This window comes from Sphaerospermopsis kisseleviana CS-549 (assembly GCF_028329225.1).
GTDB lineage: Bacteria > Cyanobacteriota > Cyanobacteriia > Cyanobacteriales > Nostocaceae > Sphaerospermopsis > Sphaerospermopsis kisseleviana.
In genome coordinates, this window is record NZ_JAQMTI010000209.1 from 1 (window position 1) to 14,199 (window position 14,199).

At 36.1% G+C, this 14,199-nt stretch carries 14 protein-coding genes and 1 pseudogene; 9 read left to right on the plus strand and 6 right to left on the minus strand.

Annotated features, from left to right (window positions below; genetic code table 11):
* Nucleotides 1–219 (plus strand): hypothetical protein (locus PN497_RS16815; protein ID WP_272110715.1); only part of this gene is annotated, 219 nt, incomplete at its 5' end.
* A gap of 84 nt (nucleotides 220–303) precedes the next feature.
* On the opposite strand, the gene PN497_RS16820 is transcribed toward PN497_RS16815, so the two are convergent.
* Nucleotides 304–978, minus strand: coding sequence for a biliverdin-producing heme oxygenase (locus tag PN497_RS16820; RefSeq protein WP_096572889.1), 675 nt, complete (start codon nucleotides 976–978; stop codon nucleotides 304–306).
* A 396-nt stretch (nucleotides 979–1,374) separates the two neighbouring features.
* Between PN497_RS16820 and PN497_RS16825 the strand changes: the two genes are divergently transcribed.
* The 7 genes from PN497_RS16825 to recN all read left to right on the plus strand — a co-directional run bounded on the left by PN497_RS16825 (nucleotide 1,375) and on the right by recN (nucleotide 7,835).
* On the plus strand, nucleotides 1,375–1,635 hold the full coding sequence (locus PN497_RS16825; protein WP_096572343.1) for a hypothetical protein: 261 nt from the start codon (nucleotides 1,375–1,377) through the stop codon (nucleotides 1,633–1,635).
* Between the two features lies 1 nt (nucleotide 1,636).
* On the plus strand, nucleotides 1,637–2,077 hold the full coding sequence (locus tag PN497_RS16830) for an HNH endonuclease (protein WP_096572342.1): 441 nt from the start codon (nucleotides 1,637–1,639) through the stop codon (nucleotides 2,075–2,077).
* Nucleotides 2,078–2,227: 150 nt separating this feature from the next.
* Nucleotides 2,228–3,304 (plus strand): magnesium-protoporphyrin IX monomethyl ester (oxidative) cyclase, encoded by a 1,077-nt coding sequence (gene acsF / locus PN497_RS16835; RefSeq protein ID WP_096572341.1) that lies wholly within the window; start codon nucleotides 2,228–2,230, stop codon nucleotides 3,302–3,304.
* 191 nt (nucleotides 3,305–3,495) lie between these two features.
* A complete protein-coding gene (locus tag PN497_RS16840; RefSeq protein ID WP_096572340.1) occupies nucleotides 3,496–5,337 on the plus strand; it encodes an alkaline phosphatase family protein in 1,842 nt (613 codons plus the stop codon).
* Nucleotides 5,338–5,482: 145 nt separating this feature from the next.
* Nucleotides 5,483–5,743 carry a DUF4258 domain-containing protein gene (locus PN497_RS16845; protein ID WP_096572888.1) on the plus strand — a complete coding sequence of 87 codons (261 nt, stop codon included), beginning with the start codon at nucleotides 5,483–5,485 and terminating at the stop codon, nucleotides 5,741–5,743.
* Nucleotides 5,740–5,940 (plus strand): DUF2283 domain-containing protein, encoded by a 201-nt coding sequence (locus PN497_RS16850; RefSeq protein WP_096572339.1) that lies wholly within the window; start codon nucleotides 5,740–5,742, stop codon nucleotides 5,938–5,940. The genes PN497_RS16845 and PN497_RS16850 overlap by 4 nt, the downstream gene beginning before the upstream one ends.
* Nucleotides 5,941–6,104: 164 nt before the next feature.
* On the plus strand, nucleotides 6,105–7,835 hold the full coding sequence (gene recN, locus PN497_RS16855; protein ID WP_096572338.1) for a DNA repair protein RecN: 1,731 nt from the start codon (nucleotides 6,105–6,107) through the stop codon (nucleotides 7,833–7,835).
* Nucleotides 7,836–8,027: 192 nt separating this feature from the next.
* Here the strand turns inward: recN and PN497_RS16860 are convergent, their stop codons facing one another.
* From PN497_RS16860 to PN497_RS16875, 4 genes are all read right to left on the minus strand, one after another.
* Nucleotides 8,028–9,380 carry a cysteine desulfurase-like protein gene (locus PN497_RS16860; protein ID WP_096572337.1) on the minus strand — a complete coding sequence of 451 codons (1,353 nt, stop codon included), beginning with the start codon at nucleotides 9,378–9,380 and terminating at the stop codon, nucleotides 8,028–8,030.
* A 158-nt stretch (nucleotides 9,381–9,538) separates the two neighbouring features.
* Complete coding sequence (locus PN497_RS16865) at nucleotides 9,539–10,432, minus strand: ATP adenylyltransferase family protein (protein ID WP_096572336.1); 894 nt, start codon at nucleotides 10,430–10,432, stop codon at nucleotides 9,539–9,541.
* Nucleotides 10,433–10,712: 280 nt separating this feature from the next.
* Nucleotides 10,713–11,156, minus strand: a complete 444-nt coding sequence (locus tag PN497_RS16870) for a DUF2267 domain-containing protein (RefSeq protein ID WP_096572335.1) — start codon at nucleotides 11,154–11,156, stop codon at nucleotides 10,713–10,715.
* Between the two features lie 228 nt (nucleotides 11,157–11,384).
* The gene (locus tag PN497_RS16875; RefSeq protein ID WP_096572334.1) at nucleotides 11,385–13,028 is read right to left on the minus strand and encodes a serine/threonine-protein kinase; all 1,644 of its coding nucleotides are present in this window, start codon (nucleotides 13,026–13,028) and stop codon (nucleotides 11,385–11,387) included.
* 341 nt (nucleotides 13,029–13,369) lie between these two features.
* On the opposite strand from PN497_RS16875, the pseudogene PN497_RS16880 reads away from it, so the two are divergent.
* Nucleotides 13,370–13,477, plus strand: a pseudogene (locus PN497_RS16880) (transposase); the annotation flags it as partial.
* A gap of 418 nt (nucleotides 13,478–13,895) precedes the next feature.
* On the opposite strand, the gene PN497_RS16885 reads toward PN497_RS16880, so the two are convergent.
* Nucleotides 13,896–14,199: recombinase family protein (locus PN497_RS16885; protein ID WP_272109240.1), on the minus strand; the 304-nt coding region annotated here is incomplete at its 5' end.

Genomic DNA, 14,199 nt, shown 5'->3' on the forward strand with positions numbered 1-14,199 from the left:
ATTCGGACAATTAATTATCGGTTTTTACCTAAGACTATCATCCGAATGCTGATGCTTCCAGCACGCTTCGCGAACGCCCCTACATTGTTGACGCGAAACCTAAATCAAAATGTGGTTTATTTACCTGAAAATAGCTGTAAAATACTATCTGCTTTTGTGGGGTATAGAATTCACGACTACACAAACTTGTTTGGTGGTGAATACTATTGTTGGCAATAAACCGCAAAGTACGCAAAGTACGCGAAGTAAGAAGAGTAGGAGAGGGTTTTTGTTAGTTTACAGGTAATTTACAGAGTGAAAATATCAAACTAGGTCGTTATATGTAGCTCGACCTAATGCTTGCATTAAAATTGGTTCTAACTCTTTAATTATCTCCATATTTAAGTAGAAAGCATGGTTAGCTTCTGCTACAATTTTATCAGCCATCACATCATCAACAGGCACATTATCCAATGCTTGCCGATACTTATTTTTGAATGCCTGTTTATCGGGAATTTGGGCAAAGTTATAAAACTCAGTTCCTTCATAACCAGACAATTTCAAAGCTGACTGAGCCACTTTTTGTAGCATTTGTCCACCGGAAAGATCACCCATATAACGAGTATAGGCATGACCTAATAATAAAGCAGGTTCATGGGTAGAAAGTTGGTGAATACGCGCCAGGTATTTTTGAGTTGCTGTTGATGGTGTAATGAAATTCCGCCAGAGATTACCATGATAAAATAACATATCTTGTTCTAGAGATGCTTGGCGATTTAGTTCGGGAAAATACATTACACTAATTACAGGATGTTGTTTATGCTTCTCAATTGCTGATTCTAGTTCACTGTAAACAAAATACAGATTACTCAAAAATTTACTAAAGCATTCTCTGTCTACAACTCCTTGAACAAAACATTTCATAAAACCGACATTTTCTGCATCTGTATGAGCTTGTTGAGTACCAGAACGCAGTTTGATGGCTAAATTATTACTCATTGTTGCTTCCTTCATTTTCAAGCGCCAAATTTGCTCAATAGTCATCAACTCGTTTACCAGTTCACAGTCGATGTCAACAGGAAAAAATGACTATTCTGGGTTTATGGGGTGATCCACTAATCTATCCAGCAAATACCACTGCTGCTAAAGATCAGGGTTATTTTTACTCTTACAAAATATTTAACTATCAATCTTCTTATTAATATAAAGATATTTATATTTCTTTAGACTTTTAAATATAACGATATTCAGGATTTGATGATATTTTATATTTTATTGAGTAAAATTACTCTATTTTTTGTATTGACAAATAAATTTACTGGGATTTAAAATAATTACTGAATTTTATGTATATACTTGTAAATAACAGTTAAAATAATAAAAAAGAATACAACTATGAGTACATCTGTCAAAACCATTACAGTCTACGACGAATTTATAGATTTTCTCGCTGCTGGTACTACTCCCGAAAGTCTAATTAATTTCCACCTTTCAGAAACAGCACAAAACCGTTTAGAAGATTTAATTGACAAAGCGAAAAATAATCAACTCACCAAAGAAGAAAAACGGGAGTTAGATATTTTTTTGAATTTAGAACACGTTATTAGATTAGCAAAAGCTAAAGCCCATAAATATATCAACACTGAGGGTAAATAAAATGTCTCGTACTTACATTAATTTAGAAACAAGACGGTTAGTTGTGGAACGTGCTGGAAATATCTGTGAATATTGTCTAATTTCAGAGGAAGATACCTTATCTTGTCAAGTTGACCATATTATTAGTGTTAAACACGGTGGAACAAGCACAGAGGATAATCTTTGTTATGCGTGTGTTTTTTGTAATTTGCAAAAAGGTACAGATTTAGGTTCAATTAATTGGCGAAATGGTGAACTGGTGAGATTTTTTAATCCCCGTCGAGACTTCTGGGGTGATCATTTTCGACTTGAGGAAGCTGTGATTCAACCATTAACAGATATTGGTGAAGTAACAGCACGTATTTTAGATTTTAACAATGATGATCGGATTCAAGAAAGACAGTTTTTAATAGAAGTTGGTAAGTATCCATCACTAGCAGCAAAAGCAAAAACGAGTAATTAAATATAGAAAAAATGCCATAAAAATTTTCTGTAATTGCTAAATTATCTCAGATGATTTTGTACAAATTACTTTCAATAATTTAACTGATGACTACTCATTACTATTTATGTTTAGATAATTCTACAAGGATAAAATAGCAAAAGGAGTATCATGGTTAAGTCTTTGGAAACTCCCCCAGTTGAGTTGTTGAAACCAGGTGTCAAAGCACCTGTTCAAGAAACATTATTAACACCCCGATTTTATACCACAGATTTTGATGCTGTGGCGAAAATGGATATTTCCGGTTATGAAGAAGAAATCAGGTCTGTAGTTGATGAACTCAAGGCAGATTATAACCGTCATCATTTTATCAGAGATGATGAATTTAAACAGTCTTGGGATCACATTCAGGGAGAAAAAAGACTTGCCTTTATTGACTTTCTAGAACGGTCTTGTACTTCGGAATTTTCCGGGTTTTTATTGTTTAAAGAATTATCTCGTCGTATCAAAGACAGTAATCCTTTACTCTCTGAAGCATTTGAATATTTAGCACGGGATGAAGCCCGTCATGCGGGTTTTTTAAACAAGTCAATGGCGGATTTTAATTTATCCCTTGACTTGAGTTATCTTACTAAAAACCGGACTTATACTTTCTTCCCTCCAGAATGGGTAATTTATACAGTTTACCTATCGGAGAAAATTGGTTATTGGCGTTATATTTTAGTATTTCGCCATATCGAAAAGCATCCAGAATTTCAATTTTATCCTTTATTTAGGAAGTTTGAAAGCTGGTGTCAGGATGAGAATAGACATGGTGACTTTTTCAAGGCTTTGTTACGTTCTCAACCTCATTTATGGAATAATTGGAAAGCACGTTTATGGGTGCGTTTTTTCCTCTTAACTGTGTTTGTCACCCATACTATGACAGTTTTTGAACGGGCGAATTTTTATGAAATTTTAGGAATTCATCCCCGTAAATACAATAGTCAAGTGATCACAGAAACCAACAAAACCGCAGCTAGGGCTTTTCCTGTCATTCTCAATACAAATCATCCCTATTTCTTCTGGAATTTGGAACAATGTGCGATCAATAATCAGAAATTGATTGATCTCAAAAACAGTAACAAATCTGTAATTGAGAAGTTCTTCCAAAAAATTCCTTTGGTGATGAATATTGTGTGGTATATGTTGAAGCTTTACCTCGTTAAACCTATCAATACAGAAAAGACTCGCCAAACTGTTTGTTAATTTTTTAAACTTGTGATTTGCGGTTTTTTCTTATTATTAATTTTTAATCTTGCGTAATTCCTCAGATCCTCAACTTCTTAAAGAAGTCGGGGATCTTAATATTATTTAATCTGATGATTATTTACAGAAATTTAAGTATTATTTGATGCTATAGGTTGTAAAATCTTCATGTCCTAAAAATCACTAAGATAATGAGGATTTTCACACAAGGTGATCGTTGGGTTATTTTATTAGTTTGTTTAATTGCTGTTTTTAGTGGTTTTCAAGTATTTGCTAAACCACCTCAACCACACAATGCAGTTATTTTTGTGACTGATGGTTTACGTCCCATGACTGTAAATGCTACGGACACACCCACTTTACAGTCAATTAAAGAACAAGGTGTAAATTTTGTTAACTCTCATTCTCTATTTCCTACTTTTACCACAGCTAATGCTTCTGTGATTGCTACAGGTCATTATTTAGGTGATACAGGAGATTTTAGCAATAATATTAAAGTTAATGTACCAGTTAAAAGCGCGAAAAATACCATAGTTCCATTTTTAGAAAATGACGCAGTTCTCAGAGAAGTTAATCAACAATTTGGTAATAATTTCTTAAATGAAATTAGTCTTTTAGCGATAGCAAAAAAATCAGGTTTTAGCACTGCGGCGGTAGGTAAATTAGGTCCTGTTTTAATTCAAGATATCACTCAAGAAACGGGTAAACCGACAATTATTATTGATGACGCTACTGGTACATCAACAGGAATACCTCTGAGTGAGGAAATTAGCAAATTATTAACCCAAAATTCCCTACCTTTAATTACACCATCACGGGGTGAAAATGGTAAAGCTGGTGATAGTCAAAATCCCGGTGCAAAAGTTGCCAATATTAAACAACAGCAATATTTTGTAGATGCGATAACTAAGGTGATTTTACCTCTATTTAAACAACGAAAAAAACCTTTTGTTTTGGTTTATTGGTCACGTGATCCAGATGGAACACAACACAATCACGGTGATAGTTTAAATCAACTTGTTCCTGGTATCAATGGTTCTACTGTTCAAGCTGCAAAACGCAATGTAGATAATAATTTAGCGCAGATTATCGCTACTTTAAAAAAATTAGATTTGGCAAAAAACACAAATATATTTGTGACTGCGGATCATGGTTTTTCTACCATTAGTAAAGAAAGTAAAACTAGTTATGCAGCAAGTCTCAGTTATGAAAATGTCCCTGCTGGTTTTTTACCTCCTGGTTTTTTAGGAATTGATTTAGCAGATGATTTAGAACTTGCTTTATTTAACCCAGATCAGGAAAATACACAATTTGAACCAACACAAGGACAATTTTCTACTAATAGTATTTTAGGCAAAGATTTGCAAAATTTAGAGATAGTTATTGCTGGGAATGGTGGTTCTGATTTAATTTATTTACCTGATTTGCCAAACAATGAAAATCAAAAAGATTACGTCCAAAAAATTGTTAATTCTCTCCTCAAACAAGATTATGTAAGTGGTTTGTTTGTCAATGATACTTTAGGAAAAATCCCCGGTACATTACCTTTAAGTGCAATCAAATTACAAGGAAAATCACGCACTCCTACACCTTCAATAGTTGTTAATTTCCGTTCTTTTGATACAGGTTGTGGTGTACCCACAGCTTGCGGTGTGGTTGTAGCTGATACTACTTTACAACAAGGTCAGGGAATGCACGGAAGTTTTAGCCGTGCGGATACTTTTAATAACATGACTGCTATCGGACCAGACTTTAAAACGCAATATGTAGATGAAGCACCAGTGAGTAATGCAGATGTGGCTGTAACTCTCGCAAAAGTGTTAAATTTAAAAGTGCCTAGTCAGGGTAAGCTGGTGGGAAGGGTGTTAAATGAAGCTTTACGTGGTGGTGTAAATCAGGTAAATTTTCAATCTCATGTTTTAGAATCTGCACCAGCAGAAAATGGCTTAAAGACGGTGTTAAAATATCAGACTGTGGGTGATACTCGTTACTTTGATGTTGCGGGTTTTCTGGGTAGAACTTTGGGTTTGTAGTTATCAGAATCAGGATTTAAGGATGAACAGGATGAGGCTATAATTGATTTTAGGAACATTGCTAAAATCTAACCTATATATTCAATTATGTTTATTCTTGAATCAGCAAAAAGTTGGTTATAACATTAATATAGATAGATATGAAATGAGATACCAGATTTCTCGTCACGCACAAACAGAAATGGAACGCCGAAAAATTTCTGTTTCTTTAGTTGAATCGGTTTTAGAAAATCCTCAACAAATTCTCCTTGAAAGAGAAGGACGCAAAGTATATCAATCAAAAATTGATTTTGGTACTGGTAAACTTTTCTTACTGCGTGTTATTGTGGCAGATGATGTTGATCCTACAGTTGTAATTACTGTTTATCGCACTAGCAAAATTGAAAAATACTGGAGAGAATTATGAAAATCACATACAATGCAGAAGTTGATGTTTTAAGAATTATATTCATTGATGTGCAAGTTGAAGAAAGTGATGAAGAAAAACCAGGAGTTATTTTAGATTATGACGAATTTGGAAATATTATTGGCATTGAAATATTAGATGCTTCCAAACGTATTGATAACCCTTGTTCAGTAGAGTATTCTGTGAGTAATTCTTAGGTTGATTCTTTAATCCCGTAAATCCTATTCAGCTTAACTTAGTAACATTAGTTACTTCACTTACTACTCAAAGCATCACCATCTATACATTACTGACTGGATCGGGATAAAATTAAGAAGTATTCTAAAAATCCGGCATTTACCTTCACGGAGATTGTGGCCTGATGTTGCTGTGTCTCAGAATTGAAAATTTTGCCCTCATTGACCAGTTAGAATTAGAATTTGGTGCTGGTTTGAATGTTTTAACCGGTGAAACCGGCGCGGGAAAGTCAATCATTTTAGATGCGATTGATGCGATTTTAGGTGGTAAAATTTCTAGTCGTGTGATTCGCACTGGAACAAGTCGCGCTTTAGTAGAAGGGACTTTTAGTATTAATGCAATTTTATCGGCTTGGTTAAGTGAACAAGAAATTGATTTAATTGATGATAATTCAATAATTATTAGTCGAGAAATTACCGCAAATAACAATAATATCCGCAGTCGATCACGGGTAAATGGGGTGTTGGTAAATCGGCAAATGATGGGAAATTTGCGCGATCGCCTAGTAGAAATTACTGCCCAAGGTCAAACTGTACAAGTGGGACAATCTGCACAAGTGCGAGATTGGTTAGATTTATATGGTGGTGATGATTTAATTCAAAAACGTCAACAGGTTTCTGTTGCTTATAGTGCCTATCAACAAGCATACCAAACTTTAGAAAAACGCCGCACTTCGGAAAGAGAACGCTTACAACAACTCGATTTACTCACCTATCAAGTTCAGGAATTAAGTGCAGCAAATCTTGATGATCCGCAGGAAATGGAACTATTAACCCAGGAAAGAGAGAGGTTAAATCATGTTGTTGATTTGCAACAAATGAGTTATAAAATTTATCAATCTTTATATCAAAATGATGCAGAAAGTCCCACTGCTGCTGATTTATTAGGTGATAGTGAAACTATATTAAATCATATTGTTGAATTTGATTCCCAACTGCAACCGATTTTAGAATTAGTGCGGGATGCAGTCGCTACTGTGATGGAAGTGGGTAGACAAATTAGCATTTATGGCGAAAGTTTAGAAGCTGATCCGCAAAGATTAGAAGAAGTAGAAGAACGCATCCGAGAATTAAAACAAATTTGTCGAAAATATGGACCAACTCTCACAGAAGCTATTGAATATTATCAACGCATTCAAATAGAATTAGCTGAACTTAATAACCAAGAACAATCTATAGAAAGTTTAGAACAACAAGAACAAGTTGGTTTACAATATCTTAACCAAATCAGTCAACAATTAACCCAACTACGTCGGCAAACTGCGGCTAATTTAGCATCTCATTTATTAGCTGAACTCAAACCTTTAGCAATGGAAAAGGTCAAATTTCAAGTGGAAATTACACCGACTTCTCCCACTGCTATGGGTGCAGATAAAATCACTTTTATGTTTAGTCCTAACCCCGGTGAACCCATCCAACCATTAACAGAAATTGCTTCTGGTGGGGAAATGAGCCGATTTTTACTAGCTTTAAAAGCTTGTTTTAATCAACAAGATGGGGCGGAAACAATGATATTTGATGAAATTGATGTGGGTGTATCTGGTAGAGTTGCCCAAGCTATTGCGGAAAAATTACATCAATTAAGTCAAAATCAACAAGTTTTATGTGTGACTCATCAACCTTTAGTTGCGGCAATGGCAGATCGTCATTTTCGAGTTGATAAACAAGTAATTAATAAAAATGGTAACACTGAACAAAGGACAGTTGTCAGAGTTACCAGTTTAGATAATTTAAACACCCGTCGGGATGAATTAGCACAATTAGCGGGTGGAAAATCTGCAAATCAGGCGATCGCTTTTGCTGAATCTTTGTTATTGCAAGCTGCTAACCATCGTCAAAATCAGGGTGAAGAATAAATAAGAAAATCATCCTAAATGTGTAAATTTATTTTTATCTAACGGCAGAAAATTATACTAGGTTTAATATGATTGAACCGCAAAGGGCGCAAAGGACACAAAGGTAAGAGAGTTTAAGAGATTTTTTAGTGTGGCTGTGTTTATTTTTTCAAAATTGGGATGCTCCCCTTATTAAGGGGGATCTTTGAGTTATTAACAGTTTAAAACTTGCAAAAGTTGCCCAATTTCATCTACAGTATTATAGTGTGCTAATCCAATTCTTAATAACCCTCCTGATGTTTCTACACCTAACTTTTCTGTCAGTTCAATAGCATAGAAATTTCCATGCCAAGTAAATATTCCCTGTTCTCCTAAAAACTTCGCTATTTCTGCCGATGTTTTACCTTCAATTGTGATGGAAACTGTGGGAGTTCTCCAATTAAATTTTTCCGGTTCTGTAATTCCATAAACCTTAATTCCAGGAATTTCTAACAACCCATCAATCAATTTTTTACTTAATTCTCTTTCATATTGTTGAATCGCTGTCATTGCCGCTAACAAAGCTGCACGACGACTATGATAAGCTGATGCTAATTCATGGTTTTCTGGTGTTTCTGAAGTTAAAAACCGGGGACAATGAAAAGTAGTTAAACCTTCTCTATCTGCTTCTATTAAAGATTCCAGTAATTCATTATCTAAAGTTGGGGAAACGTGACAACCTAATTTAGCTAAGTAATTAATTGTTGCTACCAACCCCGCTAAACCTTCATGATTTAATGTTCCTGTTTCCCATCTCGATGGAACTTCATTAGATGCAGGTCTAACTTTATAGGGAGAAAATCGGGTTAAATGTTCTCTTTTGGAGTATAAAATACCAAGGTGGGGCGCAAAGAATTTATAAGCTGAACAAGCGAGAAAATCACAATCTAAATGATGGACGTTTATCGGTGCATGGGGCGCATAATGCACAGCATCAACAAAAACTAAAGCCCCAAAACTATGGGCTAATTTGACTATTTTTGCAATATCATTAATTGTTCCCACAGCATTAGAAGCATAGGTGACGGCAACTAATTTTGTTTTTTCATTAATTTTGGTTTCTAAATCATTTAAATCTAGGGTACAATCTGAAATATTGATATCAACAAATTGAACATTTACACCTTTTTCTTCTAAAGCAACCCAGGGAGAAATATTAGCAGCGTGATCTAATTTTGTGACAATAATTTCATCACCTGGTTGTAATTCTCTAGCGATCGCACGACTGACACTAAAAGCGAGAGAAGTCATATTTGCACCAAATACAACTTCATCATGATCGCATCCTAAAAAATCGGCGATCGCTGCTCTGGCAGAATTAATTACCGCATCTGTTCGCGCACTGGTGGTAAAATAACCATGAGCGTTAGCATTAGACCTAACTAAATAATCATTGATATTATCCAAAACTGCACCCGGAACTTGAGTTCCTCCAGGTCCATCAAAAAATATCGCCGGTTTTCCGTTAATGGTTTGGTTTAATGCGGGAAATTGCGATCTAATCCATTTTATATCTAGAGATTCCATAAATTAATTTCCTTATGGAGAGAAAACAGATTTTTTAATGCAGATGTAGCTTGCTTACCTAAGGGTAAGCAGATTATTTTCAAATCTGAAACTTTGCGTCTTTGCTCCTTAGCGTCTACCCTGCGGGATCTCCTGACGAAGATTGCGCGAAACTGAATTTATAATTCCTGGGAAAAATCTAAAGCAACCTTCCTTAAAATATTCATTGGACCAATATCTTTAACTAACTGCATTTGTTCAGTATTTCTCACCAACAAAGCACCAGCAAAGCCCAAAGAATTAATAGAAATTGACTCAAATTCCTCCTGCAAACGTGGTATAATTAACATCCATTCTCGCGTTGCTAAAAAATTATATGCTCCCGATTGTTGATTATTATCAACTGCCTGAATGCCTACCATCTCTAGTAAAGCATAATATTTCGCTAACGTCACCCCTGCTGTTTCATTAGGTGCAAAAGTTGTAAAAGCGTGTAAAAAAGGCAGTCCGGGTATAGTTGTGATACTTTCTGTAAATTTAACTGTTTCTATTAATGGTGCAATGGGTATTTCTTTTCCAGAAATTGGTACTATTTGTAAATGTTTATGTCGCTGACTTGCACCAGCAATTTTACCACCATTATAAAATACTAACCCATCAAAGTCAACCAAACAAGCCGACATTGCCGTAAAATCTTCGAGAGTTAATAAATTTTCCTGTTCCTCAAAAGCACGGGTAATAATTAATAGGTGATAATCAACAACATTGAACTTATTTAAAATACAAACATGAGTTTCGGAAATGTCAGTTACAAATAAATCTTGTTCATAAGGTAAAAAAGGATTAAATTCTTTACCTGTCTTAGCGGTTTGTTTTTCTTGTTGTTCTTTTGCGGCTTTTTTACGGTTGAGATTTGCTAAAATTCTCACTAAGAATTTAACCCCATCTTGTTCTACAAATTCAAATTCTGTGGGAATAGATTTTAAAGCTTCACATTCTAAAGCGTGTGCTGTAGTTTGTTTTACCCTCTTCCATAAAGTCCCTGGTTCGAGTAATATTTTCCCCTGTGTCATCTGTTTTTATGATAAAGGTGCGAAAATATTATATACTAATTCTCAATCAATCGTAAATAACAAAATACCCTGAAAATATTGATTTTACTCCCTTTCCCCCAAAAGATTACTAATTATCTTCCTTCTCTTCCTTCTCTTCCTTTGTGTACTTTGCGTACTTTGCGGTTAATTAATAAAAAACTTAGAAACTAGCTCAGTACAGGATTAGTTATTTGTCACCATTTAAATGAGTTGTGGGGCAACTCAACAAAGATGAAAATGCCCCATTTTAATTAAATAATTAAGTACGCACAGTTTCCGGCCAAAGTTCTCGCAAAGCAGGGGGCATCATGTGAATAACATCCTCAACTTCTCCTGGGGAAACTCTTTGAGCAAGAACTTTGAAGACAGCACGCACCAAAGTTTCTGGATCAATATCAGCATTAACATTGCGGAAATAATCCCGAATATGCTGTAAAAATTCCTCCTTTGTTCTATCTTTAGTTTGTTTTGCACCTGGTCGCCAATTTTCGTAATAAAATCCACCTAAAAGAATGGGTAATTGCGCTCCCAAATGGGCAGCTTCTTCCACAGTCAAGCGATCGCGCAATGCGTGTAATGTAGCTCGCAAACCTTGAAAGACTTGGTGTTTATTTTCCCAACCTAACTCTTTTGCTAACTCATTAATCCAAGGAATTGTTTTCTGTACAGTAGCATCAAAAGTATCTAATCCTGTCATTGTCATAATTATTTCTCCTATTTCAGAGGATGAGTGTATGACGTTTTTTAAGCAGACTGCGTAATGACTTCAAATTATAAAAACCTGAATATTTTCTAACTTCTAGCTAATGGAGCATAATTTTTTATATACTCCTCTATCTGCTAGGAGATTAGGAAAGATGAAAAAATTTTGTTACCAACAGATAAACCAAACTCTTACCGGCCTCCACGAGAAGACTTTCAATAGCATTCCCTAATTATTATTAGCAGGTGCATTTGCATTTTTTTCTTTTGAATTTGTTTCTTGTGTTGGTACAACCACAGTAGAAGAATCTTTACTCTCAGATTGCTTAGGTGGTGTTGTGGGTACAACCACAGAATTTTTCGGTTGTGGTGGTGCTGTTGGTATAACTACAGGTGCTTCTGGTTTTTCCGGTTGAGCAGAGTCGTTATTTTCAATAGCAGGGGGTGAGATATTTTCTTGTTCTTTTTCTGGAGATGGGGTAGGTTGAGGAGATGATTGAGCTTCCCGTAGCTTCTCCACTAATGAAGGTGTGGGAGTAACCACAGGTGTAGATGTAGTTTGTGGATTTGTGCGGGGTGTAAGTTCTGAAGAATTTTCTTGTTCAGGCGCAGTTTCTGGAGAAACACTCTCGTTAGTGGGAGTTGGTTCTGGGGAAAAATTACGTTTGCGCTTGCGTCGTTCTGAAGTAGAAAATGATGCCGACTCACTAGAAGATTGAGTTTGATGATCTTGATTTTCCGGTGAAGGTGTAGTTTCAACTACCGGTTTTGGTGTAGTAGGTTCTGGAAGAGGTTGTTCAAAAAGTGGCTTGGGGGCTTGTGATTGAGATTTCGGTAACATTCTTGTCACAGTAAACCCTGCTGTCATAGCTACCAAAGCTACACCCACGCTAAGAAATGCCTTAGATGTAACAATTTTGTTTGGTAATACTGTAACTTTACTTACTGGTGATGATATAGGAGCAGGAATAGGTGCTGGTTGTTTTTGCCGATTTTCTGCTTCTAGTGCTGATACATTAATCGTTGGTGCGGGTTGAGTAAGTAATTGCGGTGTCATCTCCAAACCGCTTCCAGGTAATAATTGTAACCATTCTGCTACTGTCGCCGGACGAAACCGAGACTCCACAGCCATACCGCGCATAACTGCTTGATTAATAGCTGCACTCAGGTAGGGTTGCAGTTCACGGGGAGAAGGCATTGGTTGTCTATCTCGTAATAATGCCGGTATGGGAACTTGTCCGGTTAAAAGTGCATACAAAGTAGCAGCTAAACCATAAACATCGGTAGCTGGGGTGCGTGTTGCTTGGCTTAAATACTGTTCAATAGGTGCATAGCCTTCACTCACTAAACCAGTGTGAGTTTGTTTAACACCGCTGTTAAATTCTCTAGCTATGCCAAAATCAATCAGTATAACTTCCTGAGTGCCTTGGCGGAGAATAATATTATCAGGTTTAATATCTCGGTGCAGCAAACTGTTATTATGTACCACCTGCAATGCTGCCCCAATTTGGCGAATATAATGAATTGCGGTTTCTTCTGATAAAGGTATTCCTGGTGACACAAAGGCTTGTCCTAAAGTTTCCCCTGGAATATATTCCATCACCATGTAAGGTAAACCATTTTCCTCAAAAAAGTCACTAACTCGGACAATGTTAGGATGGACGCAAGTGGCTAATCTTCTTGCTTCATCTTGAAATTGACGCTCGAATTTAGGAAAATCAGGATGTTGCCTGAGCCGTTCATTGATAGTTTTCATCACTACTTCTTGACCTAAGTAACGATGCGTAGCTTTGAAAGTAATACCAAATCCACCTCTCCCTATTTCTTGGATAATGGTATATTTTCCACTCTGCAAAATTGTACCTGTTAACATCGGGATTCTTGAGTCTTAATTGAGCAGTTGACACTCCCATTAAAGCTTGTGTCTTTATCAGTCTAAAACTTTTTCTGGGGTTCGAGTTGAGAAGTTGTTTTTGGATAGTAGAGGGGGAGTGTTTACACAGGATAATCTGAAGTTGAGGAACTGACAAGGAAGCTCAAGATGTACCTCAGATGTACCTCGTGCTTTATCTAAATACAACAGGAATCAGGAGTCAGCAGTAAGAGGATGTTTGAAAAGTAGGAAAGGTGGTAAAAAAGCTCTCTCAGTATAAGCTGTGAATAGATAATAGACAGCACCGAGAGAGTGACATGAGTAAAGCATACCCCTGAAACCTGACTCGCGCCCAATATGAGTTTCTGAGTGAGTTAATTCCAGAAGCAAAACCAGGAGGTCGTCCACGTGAAGTGGATATGTGGGAAGTTCTCAACGCAATTTTTTATCCCACATTCCGCACCCTCAGTTGAATATAACAATGAACAACACGTCTCTAGTTGGACTCCAGATAGGGATTTTATCCTGAATCTTTTACCAGATGATTGTTTACGTTACTATCAATTAGCCACTTAATTCTTCTCTACATTAATTTAATTAATATCAGATTTAGGAGCTAATCTATTTGATTTATAGCTCTATTTTACTATGTCTATAATTTCGTTTTTTACTTCAATCTCTTAGTTTAACTTATAATCTCTATCTTGAATATCTTCATTATAAACAAATCTGGAAACACCAAACCAATATTTAACCTTCCTTTTCTGTGCAGAACTCAATTTCAGATAAATCCTCTTTGATTTTTTTAGAGTATTTTCTCCAGTCCTGCATTCTACAGGAAAAAACGTGAAGGATTGATAGTAAATTTTATGGTGAGCGAAGCCGAACCACTTGGGTAAGCTCTGATTGTGGACAGTGTACAGTTTTGTCGAGAACCACGATTTGTCCACCGTTTTGCTCGACCATATATTGTACAAGCTCAAATCCAAATCTTGCGAGTCTGTCCCGACAGGCAACAACAAGGATGAACTTATCTCCTTGCAGAAGTCTGTCCAGTAGGGAGCGCAGACCTTTTCTTTTGAAGTTGAGTCCTGACCCGATATCTTTGATGATTTCTGCGTCTGGGTAGAGGGATTGCATATAAGCGATTTGTCTATCGAGGTCATCTCGC

What these genes read in the sequence shown, in the direction of transcription:
- PN497_RS16865 (WP_096572336.1), bottom strand. Translation starts at nt 10,432, where the DNA reads ATGACACAGGGGAAAATATTACTCGAACCAGGGACTTTATGGAAGAGG.
- acsF (WP_096572341.1), top strand. Translation starts at nt 2,228, where the DNA reads ATGGTTAAGTCTTTGGAAACTCCCCCAGTTGAGTTGTTGAAACCAGGT.
- PN497_RS16820 (WP_096572889.1), bottom strand. Translation starts at nt 978, where the DNA reads ATGAGTAATAATTTAGCCATCAAACTGCGTTCTGGTACTCAACAAGCT.
- PN497_RS16875 (WP_096572334.1), bottom strand. Translation starts at nt 13,028, where the DNA reads ATGTTAACAGGTACAATTTTGCAGAGTGGAAAATATACCATTATCCAA.
- PN497_RS16845 (WP_096572888.1), top strand. Translation starts at nt 5,483, where the DNA reads ATGAGATACCAGATTTCTCGTCACGCACAAACAGAAATGGAACGCCGA.
- PN497_RS16870 (WP_096572335.1), bottom strand. Translation starts at nt 11,156, where the DNA reads ATGACAATGACAGGATTAGATACTTTTGATGCTACTGTACAGAAAACA.
- PN497_RS16840 (WP_096572340.1), top strand. Translation starts at nt 3,496, where the DNA reads ATGAGGATTTTCACACAAGGTGATCGTTGGGTTATTTTATTAGTTTGT.
- PN497_RS16860 (WP_096572337.1), bottom strand. Translation starts at nt 9,380, where the DNA reads ATGGAATCTCTAGATATAAAATGGATTAGATCGCAATTTCCCGCATTA.
- PN497_RS16830 (WP_096572342.1), top strand. Translation starts at nt 1,637, where the DNA reads ATGTCTCGTACTTACATTAATTTAGAAACAAGACGGTTAGTTGTGGAA.
- PN497_RS16850 (WP_096572339.1), top strand. Translation starts at nt 5,740, where the DNA reads ATGAAAATCACATACAATGCAGAAGTTGATGTTTTAAGAATTATATTC.
- PN497_RS16825 (WP_096572343.1), top strand. Translation starts at nt 1,375, where the DNA reads ATGAGTACATCTGTCAAAACCATTACAGTCTACGACGAATTTATAGAT.
- recN (WP_096572338.1), top strand. Translation starts at nt 6,105, where the DNA reads ATGTTGCTGTGTCTCAGAATTGAAAATTTTGCCCTCATTGACCAGTTA.